Consider the following 19562-nt stretch of genomic DNA (forward strand, 5'->3'; position numbering starts at 1 on the left):
CTAATTCTTTTCAAAAATGACATAAACAGCCAAACTTCTTGAAACACCATTCTAACTTTTGTTTATGATTTCCTCCTCCTATAATTCGATATCTTTGAAAAAAGCGAAAAAATGAGAAAATTTCTACTACTATTACTGATAATTTCATTTTCATCCTGTGCCGAGTTACAGCAAATTGCAAGTCAACTTCCACAGGAAGGCGGCTACGGAATTTCAAATCAGGAAATTGCCGGCGGACTTAAGCAGGCACTACAAAAAGGAATTGACACCCGCGTCACCGAGCTTACCGCAGAAGGAGGCTTCTTCAGAAATGAACTGGTAAGGATCACCCTGCCGCCCGAACTTCAAAAGGTAGATCGCACCCTAAGCGATGTGGGCCTGGACGCTCTTGCAGATGAAGGTTTGAAAGTTCTAAATCGCGCAGCCGAAGAAGCTGTGAAAGAAGCCACTCCTATCTTTGTAAATGCTGTGCAGGAAATAACGTTTACAGATGCCCGGAACATTTTACTTGGTGATGATCGTGCGGCAACCAATTATCTTTCAGGAAAAACCAGTGATGAATTGTACACTCGCTTTAATCCCGTGGTACAGAATTCCCTGGACAAAGTTGGAGCCACGCAGGTTTGGACCAATATTATTAACAGGTATAACAGCCTCCCTCTTTCCTCTAATGTAAACCCCGATCTCGCCGACTATGTAACTCAGGAAGCGCTGCAAGGGGTTTTTACGATGATCGCCGTTGAAGAAAAAGAAATCAGAACCCAATTTTCGGCTCGAACTACAGATCTTCTAAAAAGAGTATTTGCATTACAAGATTGACCTCAACCCATTACAAACTGATTATCAATACTTTAAATGTAAATATTTTAACAACAAAAGGTATAAATCGAGCACATTTTACCATAATCTTAACTGATGGTTAATACCACTTCCACCTTATGAAAGATATCTTTGTATTAATAGATTGAAATGCACATGTTTAGATTATTTGAACCACGTACCAGCCTCGATAGATTACGAGAGAAGTATTCCATTCTCATGCGCCGGGCCTACGAAATTGCTCTGGTAGATAAATCAAGAAGTGACCTTTTAAATGATAAAGCCTGTAAAATCCTTCAGGAAATAAGGCATATGGAGCATCAGGAGCTTTGTAAAGACAAATGAAGGCTTTTAAAGTATTTAAAGGCATTTATTAGCCTGGAGCCATACCAGCTAAAATATTCACCATCCACCAGGATCACATCAACACCGGGAAGTTCTTTTTTAAGTTCTTCTTTATGGCTTTCTTTGAAAGGAAAAGGCTCTGAAGAAAGCATCAATAGCTGCACATCTTTCTCTTCCATTTCTGACAATTTTATCTCTGGATATCGTGATTCCTCTTCTAAAAAGACATTTTGAAACCGGTTTATCTCCAGTAAATAATTGATAAAAGTTCCTTTCCCGGCCGCCATCCAAGGTTTCTTCCAAATCATATACGCCACTCTTCGAAAAGATTTCTTCTGAATAAAGTTTTGAAAATCATTAAAACGAATCCTGATCTTTTCTTCTATTTCTGAAGCTTTTGCTCCTACTTTAAAGATTTCCCCATATTGCCTTATCAACTCCAGGGAATCGTCCAGGTTTTCAATATTAGAAACATGCACAGGAGCAATTTTTTCAAGTTCCAATACCATTTCTTTAGTGTTCTCTTCTTTATTACAGAGAATAATATCCGGTTCCAGGGCTTTGATCCGGTCGAAATGTACATTTTTAGTTCCCCCGACAATTTTTTTCTCCTTCCGCAGCTCTTTTGGATGCACACAAAACTTCGTGATGCCCAAAATGTCATCTTTTAGCCCAAGATCTACTAAAAGTTCGGTCTGGCTAGGTACTAAAGAAACAATTCGGCAGGGTGTTCCAGAAATTTCCATTTCCCTGTTTAACTGATCAAGAATCTTCCTCGTTTTTGCCATTTTTAGAATCTAGGTGTTTCAGATTTCAGGGAATATTCAGCAGCAATTAAAGGAGCGCTGACATTTGCTGCTGTACCTCTTCAGCTTTAAGCGCTGCCGCTTCAGCAAAATCTTTTCCTTCTGAAGCATAAATGATTCCACGGGAAGAATTGATCAACAGCCCAACATTATCATTCATACCGAATTTGCAGACTTCTTCCAGATTTCCTCCCTGTGCACCTACGCCGGGCACAAGAAAGAAATTATGTGGTATGATCTTTCTTATCTCAGCAATATATTCGGCTTTTGTGGCGCCAACCACATACATGAGATTTTCTGAATTTTTCCAGCTTTTGGAAACCTGCAGCACCTTTTTGTAGAGTTCTGTTTCAGAAATTTTCTGTGTTTGAAAGTCAAATGCGCCTTCGTTAGAAGTTAAAGCTAACAAAATCGTGTGCTTATTCTTGTGCGCCAAAAATGGTTCTACGGAATCCCGGCCCATATAAGGCGCCACGGTTACAGAATCAAAGTCCAGATCTTCAAAAAAGGCTTTCGCATACATGCCCGAAGTATTACCAATATCTCCCCTTTTTGCATCGGCAATGGTGAAAATTTCAGAATGATTCTCATTAAGATATTTGATCGTTTCCCCCAGTGCCTGCCAGCCTTTTACCCCATGCGCTTCGTAGAAGGCCGTATTTGGTTTATAGGCAACGGCGAGATGATGCGTGGCACCAATGATGGCTTTATTGAATTCAAAAATGGGATCTTCGCTGTCCAATAGATGCTTCGGAATTTTATTTAGATCAACATCTAAACCTATGCAGAGAAATGATTTTTTCTTTCTGATTTGTTCTACAAGCTGCTGGGTGGTCATAAGGTTTTGATTCAAAAAAGAAAAGCTGCCGAAGAATTGCGGCAGCTTTGAATTATGTTTTAGAAAACATCTGAGTTTTCCTTGAGTTTCTCTGTATTTTCCACAAGTCGAAGCTCATCCAGAATTCGCTGAATATCCCCGTTGATGATGTTGGAAAGATCGTAAAGTGTAAGACCAATCCTGTGATCTGTCACCCGGCCCTGCGCATAATTGTACGTCCTGATCTTGGCACTCCTGTCTCCACTGGAAACCATGGAGTTTCTTTTTGCTGCATCGGCTTCCATCTTCTTCGCCAGCTCCTGCTCATACAACCTTGAACGTAGTACTCTAAAGGCCTTGTCCTTATTCTTATGCTGGGATTTTTGATCCTGACACTGGGCAACAAGTCCTGTTGGAATATGTGTTAAACGCACTGCGGAATATGTGGTATTCACAGATTGCCCACCCGGTCCCGATGAACAGAAATAATCTATACGTACATCTTTAGGGTCAATTTCCACATCAAATTCCTCGGCTTCGGGCAATACCATCACCGTGGCGGCAGAGGTATGCACCCTTCCCTGAGTTTCAGTTTGGGGAACCCGTTGCACACGATGAACGCCTGCTTCAAATTTCATGGTTCCGTATACGTCCTCGCCGGTTACATCAAAAATAATTTCTTTGAATCCGCCGCTGGTACCTTCACTAAAATCCACGATGTTATGTTTCCAGCCTTTACTTTCAATATATTTGGTGTACATACGATAAAGGTCTCCCGCAAAAATACTGGCTTCGTCCCCACCTGTCCCGGCTCGAATCTCCATCACCACATCTTTTGCATCTTCAGGATCTTTAGGCACAAGCATCATCCTTATCTTTTCTTCCAGTTCAGGCAACTCTTCCTTGGCTTCCTCCATCTGCATTTTAGCCATTTCGGTCATTTCGGGATCACTGCCGTCGGAAATCACCTCTTCAGCTTCAGAAATGTTCTGGACCAGGGTCATATATTTTTCCCGCTCGTCCATGAGCGCCTTCAGTTCCTTGTATTCCTTATTTAATTCTACGTATCGTTTTTGATCGGCAATCACATCGGGCTGGATGATCAAATCATTCACCTCATCAAAGCGTTGCTTTACAATATTTAGTTTCTCAATCATAACATCTGCTTATAAGTTCACAAATTTACGATAATTTGATTGGATTTAAATTATCCCCTTTGAAAACTCCCGTAAGATTTTCTTCTTTTTTTAGTATGTTTATAGTATGCTGTCACTCCTGCATTTAGTATTTTCATTTTACAGAAAATTCATCTGGTTTTCACTTCTGCTGAATTTTCTTTTCCTTGGGTTTCAGATACCTTTAGGTCTCGCCTTTACCTATAAGTTGATATTTACTTTCCTCATTTACTGGATATACAAAATTTCTGAAAGAGGTGAAAAGCTCATTTTCTACAACAATCTAAAAATTACCACTGTAAAGCTCTTTTTCCTGAGCTTCATATATGATATCGCCATCGTGCTCACTATCTATCTTTTCAACGATTTATTATGACTTTTGAAATTGATAACATAGAGCTGAATTTTGGCAGCAAGAACATTCTGCGGGGCGTTTATCTAAAATCTGAAGCCGGAAAGATCACCGGAATATTAGGTGCTAACGGCACCGGAAAAAGCAGTCTTTTAAAGATCTTTTTTGGATGCCTGCAACCACACAACAAACTGGTAAGAGTTGATAATTCTCCGCATTTAAAGCCACTTTTTAGTACAGGCCTGGTAAAATACCTCCCTCAACATTCTCTAATTCCGCAGCATTTAAAGCTGAAGAAAATTTTCAAATTATATAGGGTTGACTGGAATCTTTTTGCAGAAAATTTTGAAAGCTTCAGAAAGTATGCAAATCACAAGATCCATGAATTATCGGGTGGGGAGATTCGAGTGGCAGAAATTTACCTGAGCCTTAAAAGTCCGTCGCGGCTGGTGTTGCTAGACGAGCCATTTTCGCACGTTGCGCCCATTTACATTGAAAAGCTAAAAGCAATCATCATTTCTGAAAAGAAGAAAAAAGCCATTGTCATGACAGATCATTTATACCGACACATCATTGAAATGGCCGATGATCTTTACCTGCTGAAAAACGGATGTTCAAATCTCATTTTAGACCCCAAAGAACTGGAAAATCATAAATACCTTAGCCCGAATACACTTTGACCACAAAAACAGCAAAAATAGGATTTGGAGGGGGCTGCCACTGGTGTACCGAAGCCGTTTTTCAAGCGGTTAAAGGCGTAGAAAAAGTGGAGCAGGGCTATATTGCTTCTAAAGGCGCCGCTTCCTCTTTTTCAGAAGCGGTGATTGTACATTACCTTCCAAAAAAGGGATTTTTAAAGCATCTACTGGAAGTTCACATCAACACCCACAATGCGACTTCCAACCATTCCTTTCGGGAAAAATATAGAAGTGCAGTTTACTTTTTTACTTCAGAAGAAGAAAAAGAAGCTAAAATGGCACTTTTGGAACTTCAGAAAGGATTTTCGGAAAGAATTATTACACAGGTGTTGCCATTTGAGGAGTTTAAACCTTCACGGGAAGCTATTCAGGATTATTACAGGAAAAATCCCGATGCGCCTTTTTGCCAAAGATATATTGAACCAAAGCTCAAACTATTGCAGGAAAGATTCCAAAAAGAGCAGAAATAATGTCATTTTTGGAACATCAGCTTAAATGTATCCTAATAAATTCAGATTTTCTTTTTCTTCTCAATCCTACTTAGCTTGTGAAAATAATCTGCTCCGGAAATGTCATTTTAAGAGTACCTATATTCGCCGAATTCACTTTTAATGGTGAGCTTTTTCTCTTCAGAAGCTTCTACTTTACCAATGATTTTAGCATCAACATCAAATGATTTTGAAATCGCGATGATGTCTTCAGCTATGCTTTCATCCACATAAAGTTCCATACGGTGCCCCATGTTAAAAACCTGGTACATTTCTTTCCAGTCAGTTTTACTTTCCTGCTGAATAAGCTTAAACAAAGGGGGAACTTCGAAGAGATTGTCCTTTATCACGTGTAAATTCTCTATAAAATGCAGTATTTTGGTTTGAGCGCCACCACTGCAATGCACCATTCCGTGGATTTCCTTATTCGAATATTTTGAAAAGATTTTTTTGATAATTGGCGCGTAGGTTCTGGTAGGAGAGAGCACCAGTTTCCCTGCATCCAACGGACTTCCTTCTACAGGATCTGTAAGGTTTTTTGATCCGCCGTAGATCAATTCATTGGGAATTTCTGAATCAAAACTTTCAGGATATTTTACTGCCAGATAGTTGCTGAACACGTCGTGCCTTGCAGAAGTTAATCCGTTGCTGCCCATTCCGCCGTTATATTCTTTCTCGTAAGTAGCTTTTCCGAAGGAAGAAAGGCCCACGATCACGTTTCCGGGTTTAATGTGGGCGTTATCGATCACGTTCTTACGGTTCATCCTGGCCGTAACTGTGGAATCTACAATAATGGTCCGCACAAGATCCCCGACATCGGCCGTTTCCCCACCGGTGGAATGAATAGTTATTCCGAAGTCTTTGAGATCTGAAAGTAATTCCTCTGTACCATTTATAATGGCCGAAATCACTTCCCCCGGAATGAGATTTTTGTTCCTGCCAATAGTAGAAGAAAGCATGATATTATCTACCGCGCCTACGCAAAGAAGATCATCAATATTCATGATAAGCGCATCCTGCGCGATCCCTTTCCAGACAGAAAGATCTCCCGTTTCTTTCCAGTACATGTAAGCCAGTGAAGATTTTGTGCCGGCACCGTCTGCATGCATAATGATGCAAGAATCTTGATCTCCGGTAAGATAGTCGGGTACGATCTTACAAAAAGCCTTTGGAAAAAGACCTTTATCCACTTTTTTGATGGCATTGTGAACATCTTCCTTTCCTGCTGAAACGCCGCGCTGCGCATATCTTTTACTTACTTCCTGACCCATAATAAAATTTTAGAAGCGCAAAGATACAGAGATTTGCAAAACCATTAAAGTCTTTTCTAAAGTGCATTCACTGCAGGGTACAGGAAATAAAAAAGCGTTGCCTAAAGGAATTCCGGCAACGCTTTATGGTTATAGTTGGTTAAATTTTATTCCCAGTCTGGCATGAAACCATTTTCAATTAACAACTCTCTCCTTTCGCTGTCAACATCGGTATCTTCAAGGTTAATGGTATAAATATCCCTTTGAGAAATACCATCATTAGAGGTATTTACATAAATGACCTGTGCCTCATTTGGAGAAAATCGTGGATCAAGATCATTTGTTCCGTCCGGTTTTTCAAGAGAAAGATCTATTGTCTCCCCTGTATTGAAGTTGTACAGGAACAGGCGGGAATCTAATCTTCTATAGGAATCATTTTCAAATCCTGAAACGTCTTGTGTAAAGAGCAACATGTCGCCTCTTACAGAAAGATCAAGGCCTCCCACAGCACCTGAAACATTTGAAAGCACTTCTGAAAGCACATTACCATCAAAATTAATTGTAAAGATATCTGCATTGTAACCGTCGCTGTTGTTTGTTATCAAAGCAATCATTTCATTATTATCACTTACATCAACTTCAGTAATGAATTTTCCGTTCTGTGTTTGATAAATCATTGTCGTACCGCCGCCTGAAGCACTTACTCGATAGAGCTTGTTGTAGTTTGGATAAACTAGTGATGCACCATCGTTTGCCCAGGAATAATCGACCTGGTTAAGGCTGAATCCTTTCACCGGAATGGTAGAAGTAACCTGCCGCTGACCTGTTCCATCTAAATTCATTGTAAAAAGGTGATTTTCGCCATTTACAACTCTTAAAAAAGCTATTTTATTACTTGCGTTGTTTTTTCGCGGCCTGAAGCTACTGCGGTTTGGTGAAGTAAGTCTATATTCATTCTCTTCCATATCACGAGCGTAAATCACTGAATTTCCGTTGACGATGCGAGTGAAAAGGATTCGGTTGGTTTCAGGCACATCCATTGTCCTGAAAGAGTACAACGGACTTAGTACTTCACTGTTAACTCCATCTGAAGCACGCACCTGCCAGAAATATTTGTTATTAAAATCTAGCCCTTCTACCGTATAAGTAGTATCTGTAATTTTATCAAACATAAAAATTTCCTCGTCTTCGTCGTTTCTGATTTCAAGTTGATAAGTAAGATCATCATCTTCAGGATCTACAGCAGACCAACTGAATTCTACAGTAGTGCTTACATCCTGTGCCTTATCTTCCGGAGAAACAACCTGAGGTGCCTGAGGTGGTTTATTTCCTGATGTTTCGGTTTGCATCTCAAAAATGACATTTACGGTTGTATTTGCCATGACCGATGCTCCTTCAAACTGCGTCAATAATCCCTCTTTTCGAGCCTCCACAGAGTAATCATCAGCAGGTATATCCTGCAAAATAAATTCTCCATTTTCGTCAGTAAAAATGGTACTTGTGGCGGGGTTAGTGGAAATGCGTGCATTATCCACAGGTTCATTGGTCCCTTCTTCCACGACCATTCCCGTGATGGTACCAAGGCCGGTGTCATCAATAGTATCTTCGCTGCAGCCACTAAACATAGCCGGCAGTACCAGCATCGTAAGAATATATTTTAAAGTTTTCATTGTGTGAGGTTTTGAGGTTTGAGGTCTTTAATTGCCAAAGTAGAAGTTAATTCCTGCACCAAAGTTGAAGTAGAAGTCATCACGTTTACCATTAACCATGTAGTCTACTTCATCAGAAAAGCTAAGGTTATGTTCGCCAAAAGCTTTCAATGCGATATTTTCGGAAAGAAAATATTCTACTCCCAGCCCATATTGAAGTTTAAAAAATGAAGAGGAAAAATCTTCAGGAACATCAGAGGCTAAAGAAAACACATAGCCGGGCCCTCCATATATATAAGGAGAAAGTTTATCTTTTGGAAGAATCTTAAACTGCGCATTAAGATCGGCTCCGGCAAATTTCTCCTGAAAGGATCCGCCGTTGCTTAACTCAAAAAAACTGCCGCCAACATTAAGCGAGAAAGCAGGTGTTAGCTGATGGCTGTACTCCACTTCTCCTAAAAATCCGGGAGAACTACTGGAGTAGTCACCGCTAAGGAGTGTAGCTCCAAAATTCACCCCAAAATATCCATTCGAGTTGCGCTCTGTTAATTTTCGATCATATAATTCGGTAAGGCCGGCTTCCTCCTTTTCTTCTTCATATTCCGAAATGAGTACCTGAGCCTGAGCTTCATCTTCTGTGTTCCATAATTTATCTTTCAAGCCTTCTACAATGAGACCTTCAACTGCTTTTTCGATGGCTTCCTTGACAGCGAGCTGCACCGGTTCATTACGCGTAAAACCTGTTTCTACCTCCAGCAATCGCTGAAAGCTTACGTACTTATATAAGCTAACATCTACTGCCTGGGAAAGAATTGTTTTTGAAACATAGACATTTTTCAGAATTTTCCCACTAGAAGTTGATATTGCCCTTAAGTAAATGGTAATCCTATCCTGTCGATATTGTGTACTTCCTCCAACCCCAAAATAACGGGCTCCCATACCACCCGTAATAATATTGGTGTCATAAGAAACAATTCCTCCTTCCAAAAGTATACCTGCATAAAGTAAAGGTGGAACCTGTGGTTGATTGGAATTTCCCTGATATTCCTGTCGGGTAGAACGAATAATATTACGTTCATTAAGCAGGTTTCCAATATTCTCTCTTTCAATTGGAGTAAACCAACGGGAATCCTCCAGTGCGTTGATAAGAATGGCAGTTGCACCCTGTGTTACAGCCGTACTAAAGGTACTTCCAACTTCTGAAGGCTTATATTGACCGGTAAGATCCCGAAAGTTATAAACCCCTACCACCACTGGTTCAGCCGGGAGTGGCAGGTTACGAAGGGATTGGGTAATATCTGTACTTTCGCCTATTCGAGCTTCCTGTACGTCAATGGGCTGATTAAAATAAGCACCGCAGGATGTAAGAAGGGAGGCAAGTACAACAAAAAGTGTACTTTTTAAAATTTTCATAAGAATTGTAGGTTAATTGGGTATAATAACTTGAGTCTGCTCTCCTGTATTGGTATCCAGGATATTAATTACAAGCCCTTCCGTTGAGTCATAGATATCTACAGCTAAGCTACCAAAGGTATAGGTTCCAGGAGAGAGACCATCAGAACCAAATTTATTAGTAAACATACTCCTGGAAACTTGCCCTAAGAGCTGCGAATTTAAACTGGCACTAAATTTCTCCAATTCCGATTGTTGAAACCTCGATGTTTCTTCTGGGTCCTTAAATGCATTTTGTGCTTCTGCAGATTGCATTAACCACTGTGAATTATATGGGTTTCCCCCAAAAGCTGGGTTTTTTGGGGCATATGTCAATTGTTGAGCATGCATCGTTGACAACCCAAAGAGCAAGAATAAAAAGAGTGATAGTTTCATATTAGTAGGTTTGGTTAATATTGGGTTATATATTCATTGCGGTTGTCAAGGTACTCAAAATATCTATTTACCTGTCTTAATGCTACATCGGCCTGCTCCTTCAGGTAATCTAGTTTGGGACGGGCAAAGAATTGATAAACAACCTTATCTTCCACTCTCACAATAATTTTGGTGGTTCTTCCAAAGCTTATCACTTCGTCGATTTCGATCAACTTGTTTCCCTGGTTTTGGCCCAGACTGTACTGCTGGTAGAAGAAACCGTAGAAATCTTTACCCGGTTTTGTCTTTGTCCGATCTGTTACAATTCCGGCAAGCTGAATACCTTCATTTTTTTTGTGATAAGACAAATGATCCCCCACATTACTCTCTTCTTCAGCATTATAAACTATACGATCTGTACCCACTATTTCATCATCCTGATTGTATAGGAGGAGCAAAAGAATCGTTCGGCTATTAGAGCTAATGGAAAAAGAAGTATAAGATAATTCTTTAGTTTCAAAAGGTTCAAGAGTAAAATGACCAGTTTGGGAATTTTTAGAAGAGTTACTGCCCTTGATGTTATTGGTAATTACCGATAATTCGTACCTGAGGCTATAAGTGGTTTCTGTACGATTTTTTGCTGTACCAATTACATCCAGTACACCGTCTTTGGAATTTGTTGCAATTATTCCAGCTTCAACTTCAGAATTAAAATTTTGAGCCAAGGCAGTTTGCATCACACCTAATGGAAGTAATAATAAAATGACTCCAAAGATTTTGGTGTATTTCAAATGCCATGAGTTTTGCTCTAACAAATTAATGTATTTTTTAGAATGGAAAAAGTTGTACATGACAGGAATATATAATTTTCATCCATTGTCAATTAAAAAATGGAATTTAACTGGGTGAGAATACAATATTCTAGTATTCAAATTTATTTTTAATAATCATTGAGAATTCCTAACCAAAATTGTTTTCGAATTACCAGTCATATTAAATTGTAATTTATTCCCTATGGAATTAGAACCAAAAGTTTTAAAACTATTATTATTACCTTGCATTATAATATCGACTTGCACTTCAGCAGTTGGATCGAATACAAAGTCTTCATAGATGTTATTACTTCCGTTCTGCGTTAATTTATAACGAATTGTGCTCGCCGTGAGGTCTATGTTTAAATTATTGTTATTTCCTTTCTGTTTTAGATCTACTATAGCATTAGAAGAGGATATTCTAGTACTCATATAATTCTCCTCACCTACTTGCGAAATGAATATTTGATTGTTCACCTGAGGATTAGAAATATTATTTAAATCCTGTCCCTCTCTTTCCTGAACATATTTTGCTGAAAACAAATCATGTTTGCTTATAAAAGAGCCCAATTCTACATTTGAAGAATAACCCGGTTTTTGACAATATCCTGCAAAAGATACTAGTAGAAGAAGAAAAGTTAATATTTTAAATTTTTGAATTTTCATAGAACTCAATTTTTTGGAAAAATAATTTTTTAATAAATCAATAATATCGAAAAATTTGCTCTTATTTGTCTGACTTGATTTACTACAATTTTCAATAATGACAAGAAGCTGTCAGAAACAAACTCTCGCGACAGCCTCTTGAGCATTATATAATCATTATTCCTAACAATTTATGAACTAAATTTCAATTGATTGCAAGATTATGGATTTACTTGAGTAACAGTTGCAGTATTACCACCTAATTGAGAAATAGAACTTAAATTTAAGCCATTCCCAGACTGATGAACCGTAGCAGTGTTATCTGATGTAACTCCTTCCATTCCTTGAGAAATATAAGATCCATTAAATTGCCCAAGTTGTGTCACGTGAGCCTTGTTAGAAATTCCATCCGAGGAAATAGGTTGATTCAAGGCTCCATCAGATTGCAATACAATAGAAGCATTTCCTTCTCCATTCTGGTGTAACCATGAGCTGTTATCATCTCCCGTTTGCCTCACGTATTCGCCATTAGAATATCCCGCATATTGAATTGAAGTTACTTGAGTTGTTTCTTGTAAAGAAACTATAGAGTTATTGTCCCCATTCTGATAATGATCAGCCCAGTTACCTGATGATTGATTTGGTGCTGCAGCCTGTTCTAGATTGACACTGTTGTTAGTTCCTATTTGCTCTACATGAGCTCTATTGTTATCCCATCTCTGAAGAACCACTGCAGTGTTTCCATCTCCGGCCATAGTACCACCATTTTGGATAACTGTAGCCCAGTTGTCTTCAGCTTGCTGATTGTTCCCTTGTGTAATATCTGAATAGTTATCCTGACCGTCTTGATCAACATCAGCAAAATTTCCATCTCCCTCTTGATCAATGTCTGATATTTGATAAGCGATCTCTCCCCCGTATTGATCGACAGTAGCTTCATTACCAAAACCACTACTTCTTTGAGCATTAACATCTCCGGATTGATCAATGCTTGACCAGTTGTTACCATGTTGTGTTACAGAAACAGAGTTCTCCCTGAATTCTTGATCAACATAACTTGTGTTCTGACCAGTTTGTGAAACTGTTGATTCATTCATGTAACCGACTTGTTCAACATCACTGGAATTTTCGGTTGGACTTGTTTGAGCAAATGTTACTGCTCCACACATTAGCGCTGCTGCGCTTAAAACTACTTTTTTCATAATAAAATATTTAGAATGGTTAATAAATTACAATTTTGTGCGGGGGTCAATTGTAACGGCATCTTCAATCTTCAGCGCGAAGGAGATTTATATTTTGTAGAGGAAGAATTATCTCTCATTCACAGTGCTAATCTATGTAAATCACATTTGCTAAAAACATGATTACCAAACTTTTCGATAAAGTGCAAAAGGGGAAAAACCCGGTTTTCTTATGTCAACCAAGAAAATACATACAGAAAATTACATTTGTTAAAAATTCCTTAAAACACAATTATTAAAATTCATGTCAGTCAATTCTTACATAATAAGGAGTTTTGGCAGTATTTTTATACTTATAAGTAATATTTTACAATTTTTTAAGATTTGAGTCATACCCAAGTATATTTAATTACAGCCAAATGAGCATGATTATAATATTTCATTTGGAGGAAGACTCTTACCTCATCTATTTTATATACTCAACAAGATTTAACAGCACTCTCTTTACTCAGAAATAAGAATCACATGCTTTACTAAATCTCCAATTTCGATAGAAGATTCTTTAAGAATTTCATGTTAACCCATGTTACAACTTTTTCTAAAAATATTAATCTCTGACCCTTTATGCCCTAGAAGATTCAATTCTGTTTTCCCAATCAGGTTTCCCCCCTAAAGAAATTTAAATAGAACATTAAGGAATAATAAGCCATAAATATCTTACCGTCAAATATAAAGCCGTTCAATTTTTATTTGACATAAAAATTGAACGGCTTTATATTGCCTAAAGGATTATTACTTAGCTATTGATACACAATTGCCACATTTGACTGTATTACGTTTGAATAATTATTATTTCCCGTTTGCCTTACCGTGCTTAGATGAAAATCACCAACTTGGCTGGTCTGAGCGAAATTCAATTCTCCTCTTTGAACATGCAGCGTCTCATTATTATTTCCTCCCTGAGTAATTATTGAAGTGTTGTATCCTACGCCAGTTTGTCTCGATACTGCACGGTTATCATCTCCTGTTTGTTCCTGGAGAGATAGGTTTCCTTCAAAATACTGTTGTGAGCTGGCGTAATTATTATTTCCCTCCTGGTACTGCCTTGAGAAATTGTAATAATTACCCTGATAACTTACCGCTTCATTATCGTTCCCTAACTGGGCTTGTAAAGCAGTATGACCTTCACCTCTTTGCGTGGCTTTTGCATCATTCTCATTTCCTTCTTGCTGTTGTAGAACACTTCCTAAAATAGAGCTTCTCCAGCCTGTTAGTGCTTCTCCCTGCTGGGCAACTGCTGTATTGTCATCTCCTATCTGTAACTGCTCAGAGGTATTGGAATCTCCCCACTGCGTGTTGGAAGCTGAGTTCTCATTACCAACCTGGGTAACATAGCTAAAGTTGTTATATCCTTCCTGAAGAACCTCTGAAGAATTTAATGTTCCTACCTGATAAACATCCGCTGTGTTAAAATCACCCTTCTGAGCAATAACAGCCTCATTGTTAGGCTCTGTACTGCCAGCATCTCCAGACTGCAACAAAGTTGAGGTATTAAGAAAACCATTCTGATCTATATCCCCAAGGTTAGAAGATCCTTCCTGGTAGGCAGTAGACAAATTTAAAGTCCCGGTTTGATCAACATAAACGATCTGATCATCACCGTGTTGTTCAAGATAAGATTCATTGTAAACTCCATCTTGATTTACTGTCGCTTCATGGTTCGCGGTTTCACCTGCATCACCACCCGTTTGTAGAACTTCCGAAATATTCCCCATTCCCATTTGGGTCACAAGTGCACTGTTGGAATTTCCCTGTTGATCTACGTCACTCTGGTTGCTTTGTGCAAATGTTACAGTACCACAAAGGATGGCAGCAGTTCCTAAAATTACTTTTTTCATTTTTTAAAAATTTACTTGATTAATTAATTGATTTGAGTTGCCAAAAAAGAGTAGGTTTTTGCCACAAGAATTCCTGCCCCACATATTGAGGAAAAAGAATTCTTGATTTTTAGGGTTTAATTGGAAACAGAAACTAACGTGCAGAATAAATATTTCAGAGTGTTAGTTTCTGCTTATTAAGCTTAATAAAGATATTCTAAAGCTACTATGTCATAAGGTCCAAATTCACCGTCTTCTGCAATAGAAAAACAGGAAAGCATGACTGATGTAGGATCATAACGGCGAGGAGTCCCGGGAATATGTACTGCTCCTGATGGGTGCGCTAATTCACCAAAACTCGGTCTTCCACAGCTTTGTCTAGTAAACCAATCAGTGTGTCGTAATCCAAGGGTATGCCCAATTTCATGAATTATTACGTGTTGATTTACACCTAAACTATAGTCTTCCATTCCTGAGAAGATCTGTACAAATTGGTATGGATCACCATTACCAGGAAAGCCTGCCACTCCTCCAACTTCACCATTGGGATTCTGAAATACTACAATATCCGCGGTTTGATAATCAAGTCCGAACCTTAATGTAAAATTTAAAGACAGGTCAAGAGAATTATATTCGGAAATAGCATTTTCAAGTGCCTCTTGCTGCTTAGCTGTCAATGCCTGTGATCCTCCCATGAATCCAATAACATCTATAGTTCTTGGTGCCTGAACGAGGTTGTAGGTGCGATACTGTTTTGAAGTTATATCTAAAGGAGCCATTTTAGTTAACTCTTCTGGACTCATAGCAATATCACCTTCCAGCAAGAACACCTGCTGCTTACTTCCATTAGGCAACATGATTTCCCCGACTTCTATCTCCTTAGGATTAAAATTTAGAGCCTTTACTTTGGAAACCACTTCTTGGGTTATCTCTAATCCCTGCAACTCCACTTCTGAAGATTCTTCCACTTCTTCTGTTTGACAGGAAGAAAGTGACATAATCCCCACCCCCATTAAAAACATTAAAAATTTACTACTTTTCATAATTTTTGGTTTTTAGTTTGTTTATAATTCAATGATCACAATGTTTAAAATTAGATTTCCGGATTATATTTGCGAGGTAATCTAATACAGGAAACCTTCTTCCAGGTTCATGTTCTAAATTCAGAACCCATCATCACAACAGGGGGAGGTATAAATGACATCAGTCTTATAAGTCGATCAATCAGTGACCTACAAAACTTTTACTAATGTATATAAAAAGAAAACCCGAGGATCACCGAGTTTTAATTTTTCGATAAGAGGCAAAAAAGGAAAATTACTAATAATGCCATGAAATAGGAAATTGCTTACAAAACCACCATATGTTAAATTTTTAAAAGTACCATAATTCCTACATGCATGTAGTCTATTTCTTACGTATCATCAGGGTTTTATAATGGGAATCGTTCCATTTTAGAGCTTTATTCAAATAAAAAAAGCCACTAACACCAAGCTCTTCTTGAGCTATGTGCGTTAGTGACTACAAAAATAATTACAAGGAAATTTCTTACCTCGTGAAGAGTAATTCTCTGTACTTGGTTAGTGGCCAAAGTTCATCATCTACCAATAACTCTAATTTATCACAATGATATCGAATATTATCAAAATATGCTTTCACTTCATTACAATACGCAAATGCTTTTTCTTCTGCATCCTCTAATTTATTGGCTTCTCTACGAGCTTGAATCATATCTGTAATACCAGTGTTTATTTTTTCGATATGCAAAGAAATATCCTTTATAATCGCCATTTGTTCTTTAGAATGCGTTTCAAAGTCATCAGCAAAGATTTCTTTTAATCCACGAACGTTCTTCAAAAGAATATTTTGATACCGTATAGCAGTTGGAATTACATGATTTCTGGCAATATCCCCAAGAATCCTACTTTCTATCTGAATTCTCATCGCATATTCTTCAAGTTCTATTTCGTGTCGCGCTTCAACCTCTACTCTGCTCATTACTCCAAGTTCTTCAAATAGCGAAATTGATTTCTCAGAAATTAAAGATTTTAAAGCTTCCGGAGTTGTCTTATTATTACTTAAGCCTCTTTTTCCAGCTTCCTTTTCCCATGCTTCTCCATAACCGTCACCCTCGAAGCGTATGTTTTTGGATTTTTTAATGTATTCTCTCAAGACGTTGAAGATAGCATCATCTTTCTTCATTTTCTTGTCCTTAATAAGAGAATCTACCTGTGTTTTGAATTCTATTAATTGTTTTGCAACTATAGCATTTAAAACTGTCATTGGTTGACCACAGTTTGCAGTGGAACCTACAGCCCTGAATTCAAATTTATTTCCCGTAAATGCAAAGGAAGAAGTCCGGTTACGATCTGTATTGTCCAGAAGAATTTCCGGAATTTTCCCTACGACATTTAATTTGATGTCCGTTTTCTCCTGGGGAGAAAGTTTTCCATCTGTTACTTTTTCCAGTTCGTCCAGGACTTTTGTCAATTGAGATCCTATGAAAGTGGAAATAATAGCGGGCGGAGCTTCATTTGCTCCAAGACGATGGTCGTTTGAAGCACTTGCAATTGTCGCCCTTAACAACTCCTCATTATCGTTTACTGCTTTAATGGTATTGATGAAAAAGGTCAAAAATTGTAGGTTCTTCATTGGAGTAGATCCTGGACCCAATAAGTTTGTTCCGGTATCAGTACTCAGGGACCAGTTGTTGTGTTTCCCACTTCCGTTAATTCCTGCAAAAGGTTTTTCATGAAATACAACCATAAAGTCATGACGTTCAGCGACCCTCTTCATAACATCCATTAATAAAGAATTATGATCTACAGCGAGATTAGCTTCTTCAAAAATAGGAGCAAGTTCAAACTGGTTGGGTGCTACTTCGTTATGTCTGGTTTTTACAGGTACTCCTAATAACATACATTCCTTTTCCAGATCCCTCATAAAAGACATTACTCTCGAAGGAATGGAACCAAAGTAGTGATCATCCAGCTGTTGCCCTTTTGCAGGAGAGTGCCCTAAAAGAGTTCTTCCAGCTAACTGTAGGTCAGGCCGGGAAGCAGCCAGGGCCGAATCGATAAGGAAATATTCCTGTTCCCACCCCAGTGTTGCCTGAACCTTTGTAACATTCTTATCAAAATATTTTGCTACTGCTGTTGCCGCCTGATCTACAGACTGCAATGCCCGCAAAAGAGGGGTTTTATAATCCAGTGCGTCTCCGGTGTAAGAAACGAATACACTCGGAATACATAAAGTTGTACCGTAAATAAATGCAGGAGAAGTTGGATCCCATGCTGTATAACCACGAGCTTCAAAAGTGTTTCTTATTCCTCCATTTGGAAAACTGGAAGCATCTGGCTCCTGTTGCACAAGCGCTCCGCCACCAAACTTCTCTATCGCAAGACCATCGCCAATAGTCTCAAAAAAGGCATCATGCTTTTCTGCAGTAGAACCTGTAAGAGGCTGAAACCAATGAGTGTAGTGAGTCGCACCTTTAGAAATCGCCCATTCCTTCATTCCGGTCGAAATGTGATCTGCTATTGTACGATCAATCTTTTTGCCAGTAATATTAGCATCCATGACGCTTTTATACGCCTCCTTCGTAAGAAACTGTCGCATAACGCTTTCGTTAAAAACGTTGCGTCCAAATAATTCTGACCGTCTTTCGGTCTCATTTATTTCAACCGGTTTCCGGTTTAATGTTTCTTTGAGAGCTTGAAATCGTAGTGTAGACATAGTTGTGGTATTGCTTTAATTTGTAAAGCAACAAAACTACATATTTTTTCACACCCCTATGCATTTGCCGGGTTATTTAAGGCATTTTTAATATTTTCTCAATTTAACCCCCTTAAATTTCTACTCCGCAAAAGCTAACCCTATAAAAATTACATATCCTGCAAATAAAATCGCTCCCTTGAATCTTCCAAGTTCAAACTTCTTCGGAAGAAAAGCCAGGGGAATTAAAATGAAAGCAAATCCAATCATCCAGAAAATGTCATTCGTTAGAATAGCTTCAGATTTAACCGTAATTGGCTGGATTAATGCCGTGATCCCCAGTACTGAGGCGATATTAAAAATATTAGAACCTATCAAATTACCTAGCGAGAGCGCCTTTTCCTTTTTTAATGCAGCAATGACAGATGCTGCCAGTTCTGGCACACTTGTTCCCACTGCTATCATAGTTACAGAGATCACCCGTTCACTAACTCCCATCATAGTAGCTAGATCAACAGCGCCGGTAACCAGGAATTCAGATCCACCCCATAGAGCCACACCTCCAATAATTAACCAAATGACCATTTTAAAGTTTGATACCACTTCAAGATCTGGGTCCAGCCCCTCCAATTCCGGCTCTCTGGATTTGCGAGCGCGACGAATAAGAAAAAATAAATAGATTAGAATCGTCGCTACCAGCCCAATACCTTCCTCTCTGGAAAGCGTATTTCCTGAAAGAAGAAAAAAGTATAACACAATTGAAAAAAGCATCATTACCGGCCAATTGAATTTGTAGAAATCACGATCAACTACAATGGGCGAAATGATCGCAGTAATTCCAAGTACCAGTCCAAGATTAGCGATATTTGATCCTATCACATTTCCTAAAGAGATGTCTGAAAAACCGGTAAGCGCTGCTTGCAGGCTTACTAAAAGTTCTGGTGCCGAGGTCGCAAAAGAGACCACTGTCAATCCAATGACCATTTTGGAAATATTCAGCTTAAAAGAAATCGCTACAGATGCTCTTACCAAAAATTCTCCTCCCACTACCAGTAAAACAAGACCAAGAAGAACGTAAAAAATGCTCATAGATAAAATTTTCCTGCGAAGATAAAGGATTATATTCTT

At 38.6% G+C, this 19562-nt stretch carries 18 protein-coding genes; 4 read left to right on the top strand and 14 right to left on the bottom strand.

What is annotated here, in order from left to right; translation table 11 throughout:
- The first annotated feature begins 111 nt into the window (after positions 1 to 111).
- Positions 112 to 819 (top strand): DUF4197 domain-containing protein, encoded by a 708-nt coding sequence (locus tag ACOV1Q_RS12945; protein ID WP_424494823.1) that lies wholly within the window; start codon positions 112 to 114, stop codon positions 817 to 819.
- 156 nt (positions 820 to 975) lie between these two features.
- On the top strand, positions 976 to 1164 hold the full coding sequence (locus tag ACOV1Q_RS12950) for a Lacal_2735 family protein (protein ID WP_424494824.1): 189 nt from the start codon (positions 976 to 978) through the stop codon (positions 1162 to 1164).
- On the opposite strand, the gene ACOV1Q_RS12955 is transcribed toward ACOV1Q_RS12950, so the two are convergent.
- From ACOV1Q_RS12955 to prfA, 3 genes are read right to left on the bottom strand one after another with little or no spacing between them, the layout of a single operon-like run.
- Positions 1140 to 1952 carry an ABC transporter substrate-binding protein gene (locus ACOV1Q_RS12955; protein WP_424494825.1) on the bottom strand — a complete coding sequence of 271 codons (813 nt, stop codon included), beginning with the start codon at positions 1950 to 1952 and terminating at the stop codon, positions 1140 to 1142. The genes ACOV1Q_RS12950 and ACOV1Q_RS12955 overlap by 25 nt on opposite strands.
- A 46-nt stretch (positions 1953 to 1998) precedes the next feature.
- On the bottom strand, positions 1999 to 2808 hold the full coding sequence (gene pyrF / locus ACOV1Q_RS12960) for an orotidine-5'-phosphate decarboxylase (protein WP_424494826.1): 810 nt from the start codon (positions 2806 to 2808) through the stop codon (positions 1999 to 2001).
- Positions 2809 to 2867: 59 nt separating this feature from the next.
- Positions 2868 to 3944: a peptide chain release factor 1 gene (gene prfA, locus ACOV1Q_RS12965; RefSeq protein WP_424494827.1), complete on the bottom strand. Its 1077-nt coding sequence runs from the start codon at positions 3942 to 3944 to the stop codon at positions 2868 to 2870.
- A gap of 390 nt (positions 3945 to 4334) precedes the next feature.
- On the opposite strand from prfA, the gene ACOV1Q_RS12970 reads away from it, so the two are divergent.
- On the top strand, positions 4335 to 4994 hold the full coding sequence (locus tag ACOV1Q_RS12970; protein ID WP_424494828.1) for an ATP-binding cassette domain-containing protein: 660 nt from the start codon (positions 4335 to 4337) through the stop codon (positions 4992 to 4994).
- A complete protein-coding gene (locus ACOV1Q_RS12975; RefSeq protein ID WP_424494829.1) occupies positions 4991 to 5482 on the top strand; it encodes a peptide-methionine (S)-S-oxide reductase in 492 nt (163 codons plus the stop codon). The genes ACOV1Q_RS12970 and ACOV1Q_RS12975 overlap by 4 nt, the downstream gene beginning before the upstream one ends.
- A 107-nt stretch (positions 5483 to 5589) precedes the next feature.
- On the opposite strand, the gene ACOV1Q_RS12980 is transcribed toward ACOV1Q_RS12975, so the two are convergent.
- The 11 genes from ACOV1Q_RS12980 to ACOV1Q_RS13030 all read right to left on the bottom strand — a co-directional run bounded on the left by ACOV1Q_RS12980 (position 5590) and on the right by ACOV1Q_RS13030 (position 19523).
- Positions 5590 to 6771, bottom strand: a complete 1182-nt coding sequence (locus ACOV1Q_RS12980) for an AIR synthase related protein (protein ID WP_424494830.1) — start codon at positions 6769 to 6771, stop codon at positions 5590 to 5592.
- A 146-nt stretch (positions 6772 to 6917) separates the two neighbouring features.
- A complete protein-coding gene (locus tag ACOV1Q_RS12985) occupies positions 6918 to 8420 on the bottom strand; it encodes a carboxypeptidase regulatory-like domain-containing protein (protein WP_424494831.1) in 1503 nt (500 codons plus the stop codon).
- 27 nt (positions 8421 to 8447) lie between these two features.
- On the bottom strand, positions 8448 to 9812 hold the full coding sequence (locus ACOV1Q_RS12990; RefSeq protein ID WP_424494832.1) for a CsgG/HfaB family protein: 1365 nt from the start codon (positions 9810 to 9812) through the stop codon (positions 8448 to 8450).
- A 12-nt stretch (positions 9813 to 9824) separates the two neighbouring features.
- Positions 9825 to 10226, bottom strand: a complete 402-nt coding sequence (locus ACOV1Q_RS12995) for a curli production assembly/transport component CsgF (protein ID WP_424494833.1) — start codon at positions 10224 to 10226, stop codon at positions 9825 to 9827.
- Between the two features lie 14 nt (positions 10227 to 10240).
- A complete protein-coding gene (locus ACOV1Q_RS13000) occupies positions 10241 to 10996 on the bottom strand; it encodes a CsgE family curli-type amyloid fiber assembly protein (protein ID WP_424494834.1) in 756 nt (251 codons plus the stop codon).
- A gap of 156 nt (positions 10997 to 11152) precedes the next feature.
- Positions 11153 to 11683: a hypothetical protein gene (locus ACOV1Q_RS13005; RefSeq protein WP_424494835.1), complete on the bottom strand. Its 531-nt coding sequence runs from the start codon at positions 11681 to 11683 to the stop codon at positions 11153 to 11155.
- 200 nt (positions 11684 to 11883) lie between these two features.
- Positions 11884 to 12864: a hypothetical protein gene (locus tag ACOV1Q_RS13010; protein WP_424494836.1), complete on the bottom strand. Its 981-nt coding sequence runs from the start codon at positions 12862 to 12864 to the stop codon at positions 11884 to 11886.
- Positions 12865 to 13643: 779 nt separating this feature from the next.
- A complete protein-coding gene (locus ACOV1Q_RS13015; protein WP_424494837.1) occupies positions 13644 to 14741 on the bottom strand; it encodes a hypothetical protein in 1098 nt (365 codons plus the stop codon).
- 182 nt (positions 14742 to 14923) lie between these two features.
- Positions 14924 to 15763 (bottom strand): M57 family metalloprotease, encoded by an 840-nt coding sequence (locus ACOV1Q_RS13020; protein ID WP_424494838.1) that lies wholly within the window; start codon positions 15761 to 15763, stop codon positions 14924 to 14926.
- A 505-nt stretch (positions 15764 to 16268) separates the two neighbouring features.
- Complete coding sequence (locus ACOV1Q_RS13025) at positions 16269 to 18455, bottom strand: glutamine synthetase III family protein (RefSeq protein ID WP_424494839.1); 2187 nt, start codon at positions 18453 to 18455, stop codon at positions 16269 to 16271.
- Positions 18456 to 18575: 120 nt separating this feature from the next.
- Complete coding sequence (locus tag ACOV1Q_RS13030) at positions 18576 to 19523, bottom strand: calcium/sodium antiporter (protein ID WP_424494840.1); 948 nt, start codon at positions 19521 to 19523, stop codon at positions 18576 to 18578.
- Positions 19524 to 19562 lie beyond the last annotated feature (39 nt).

The sequence above is a fragment of the Salinimicrobium maris genome, from assembly GCF_049680855.1.
GTDB lineage: Bacteria > Bacteroidota > Bacteroidia > Flavobacteriales > Flavobacteriaceae > Salinimicrobium.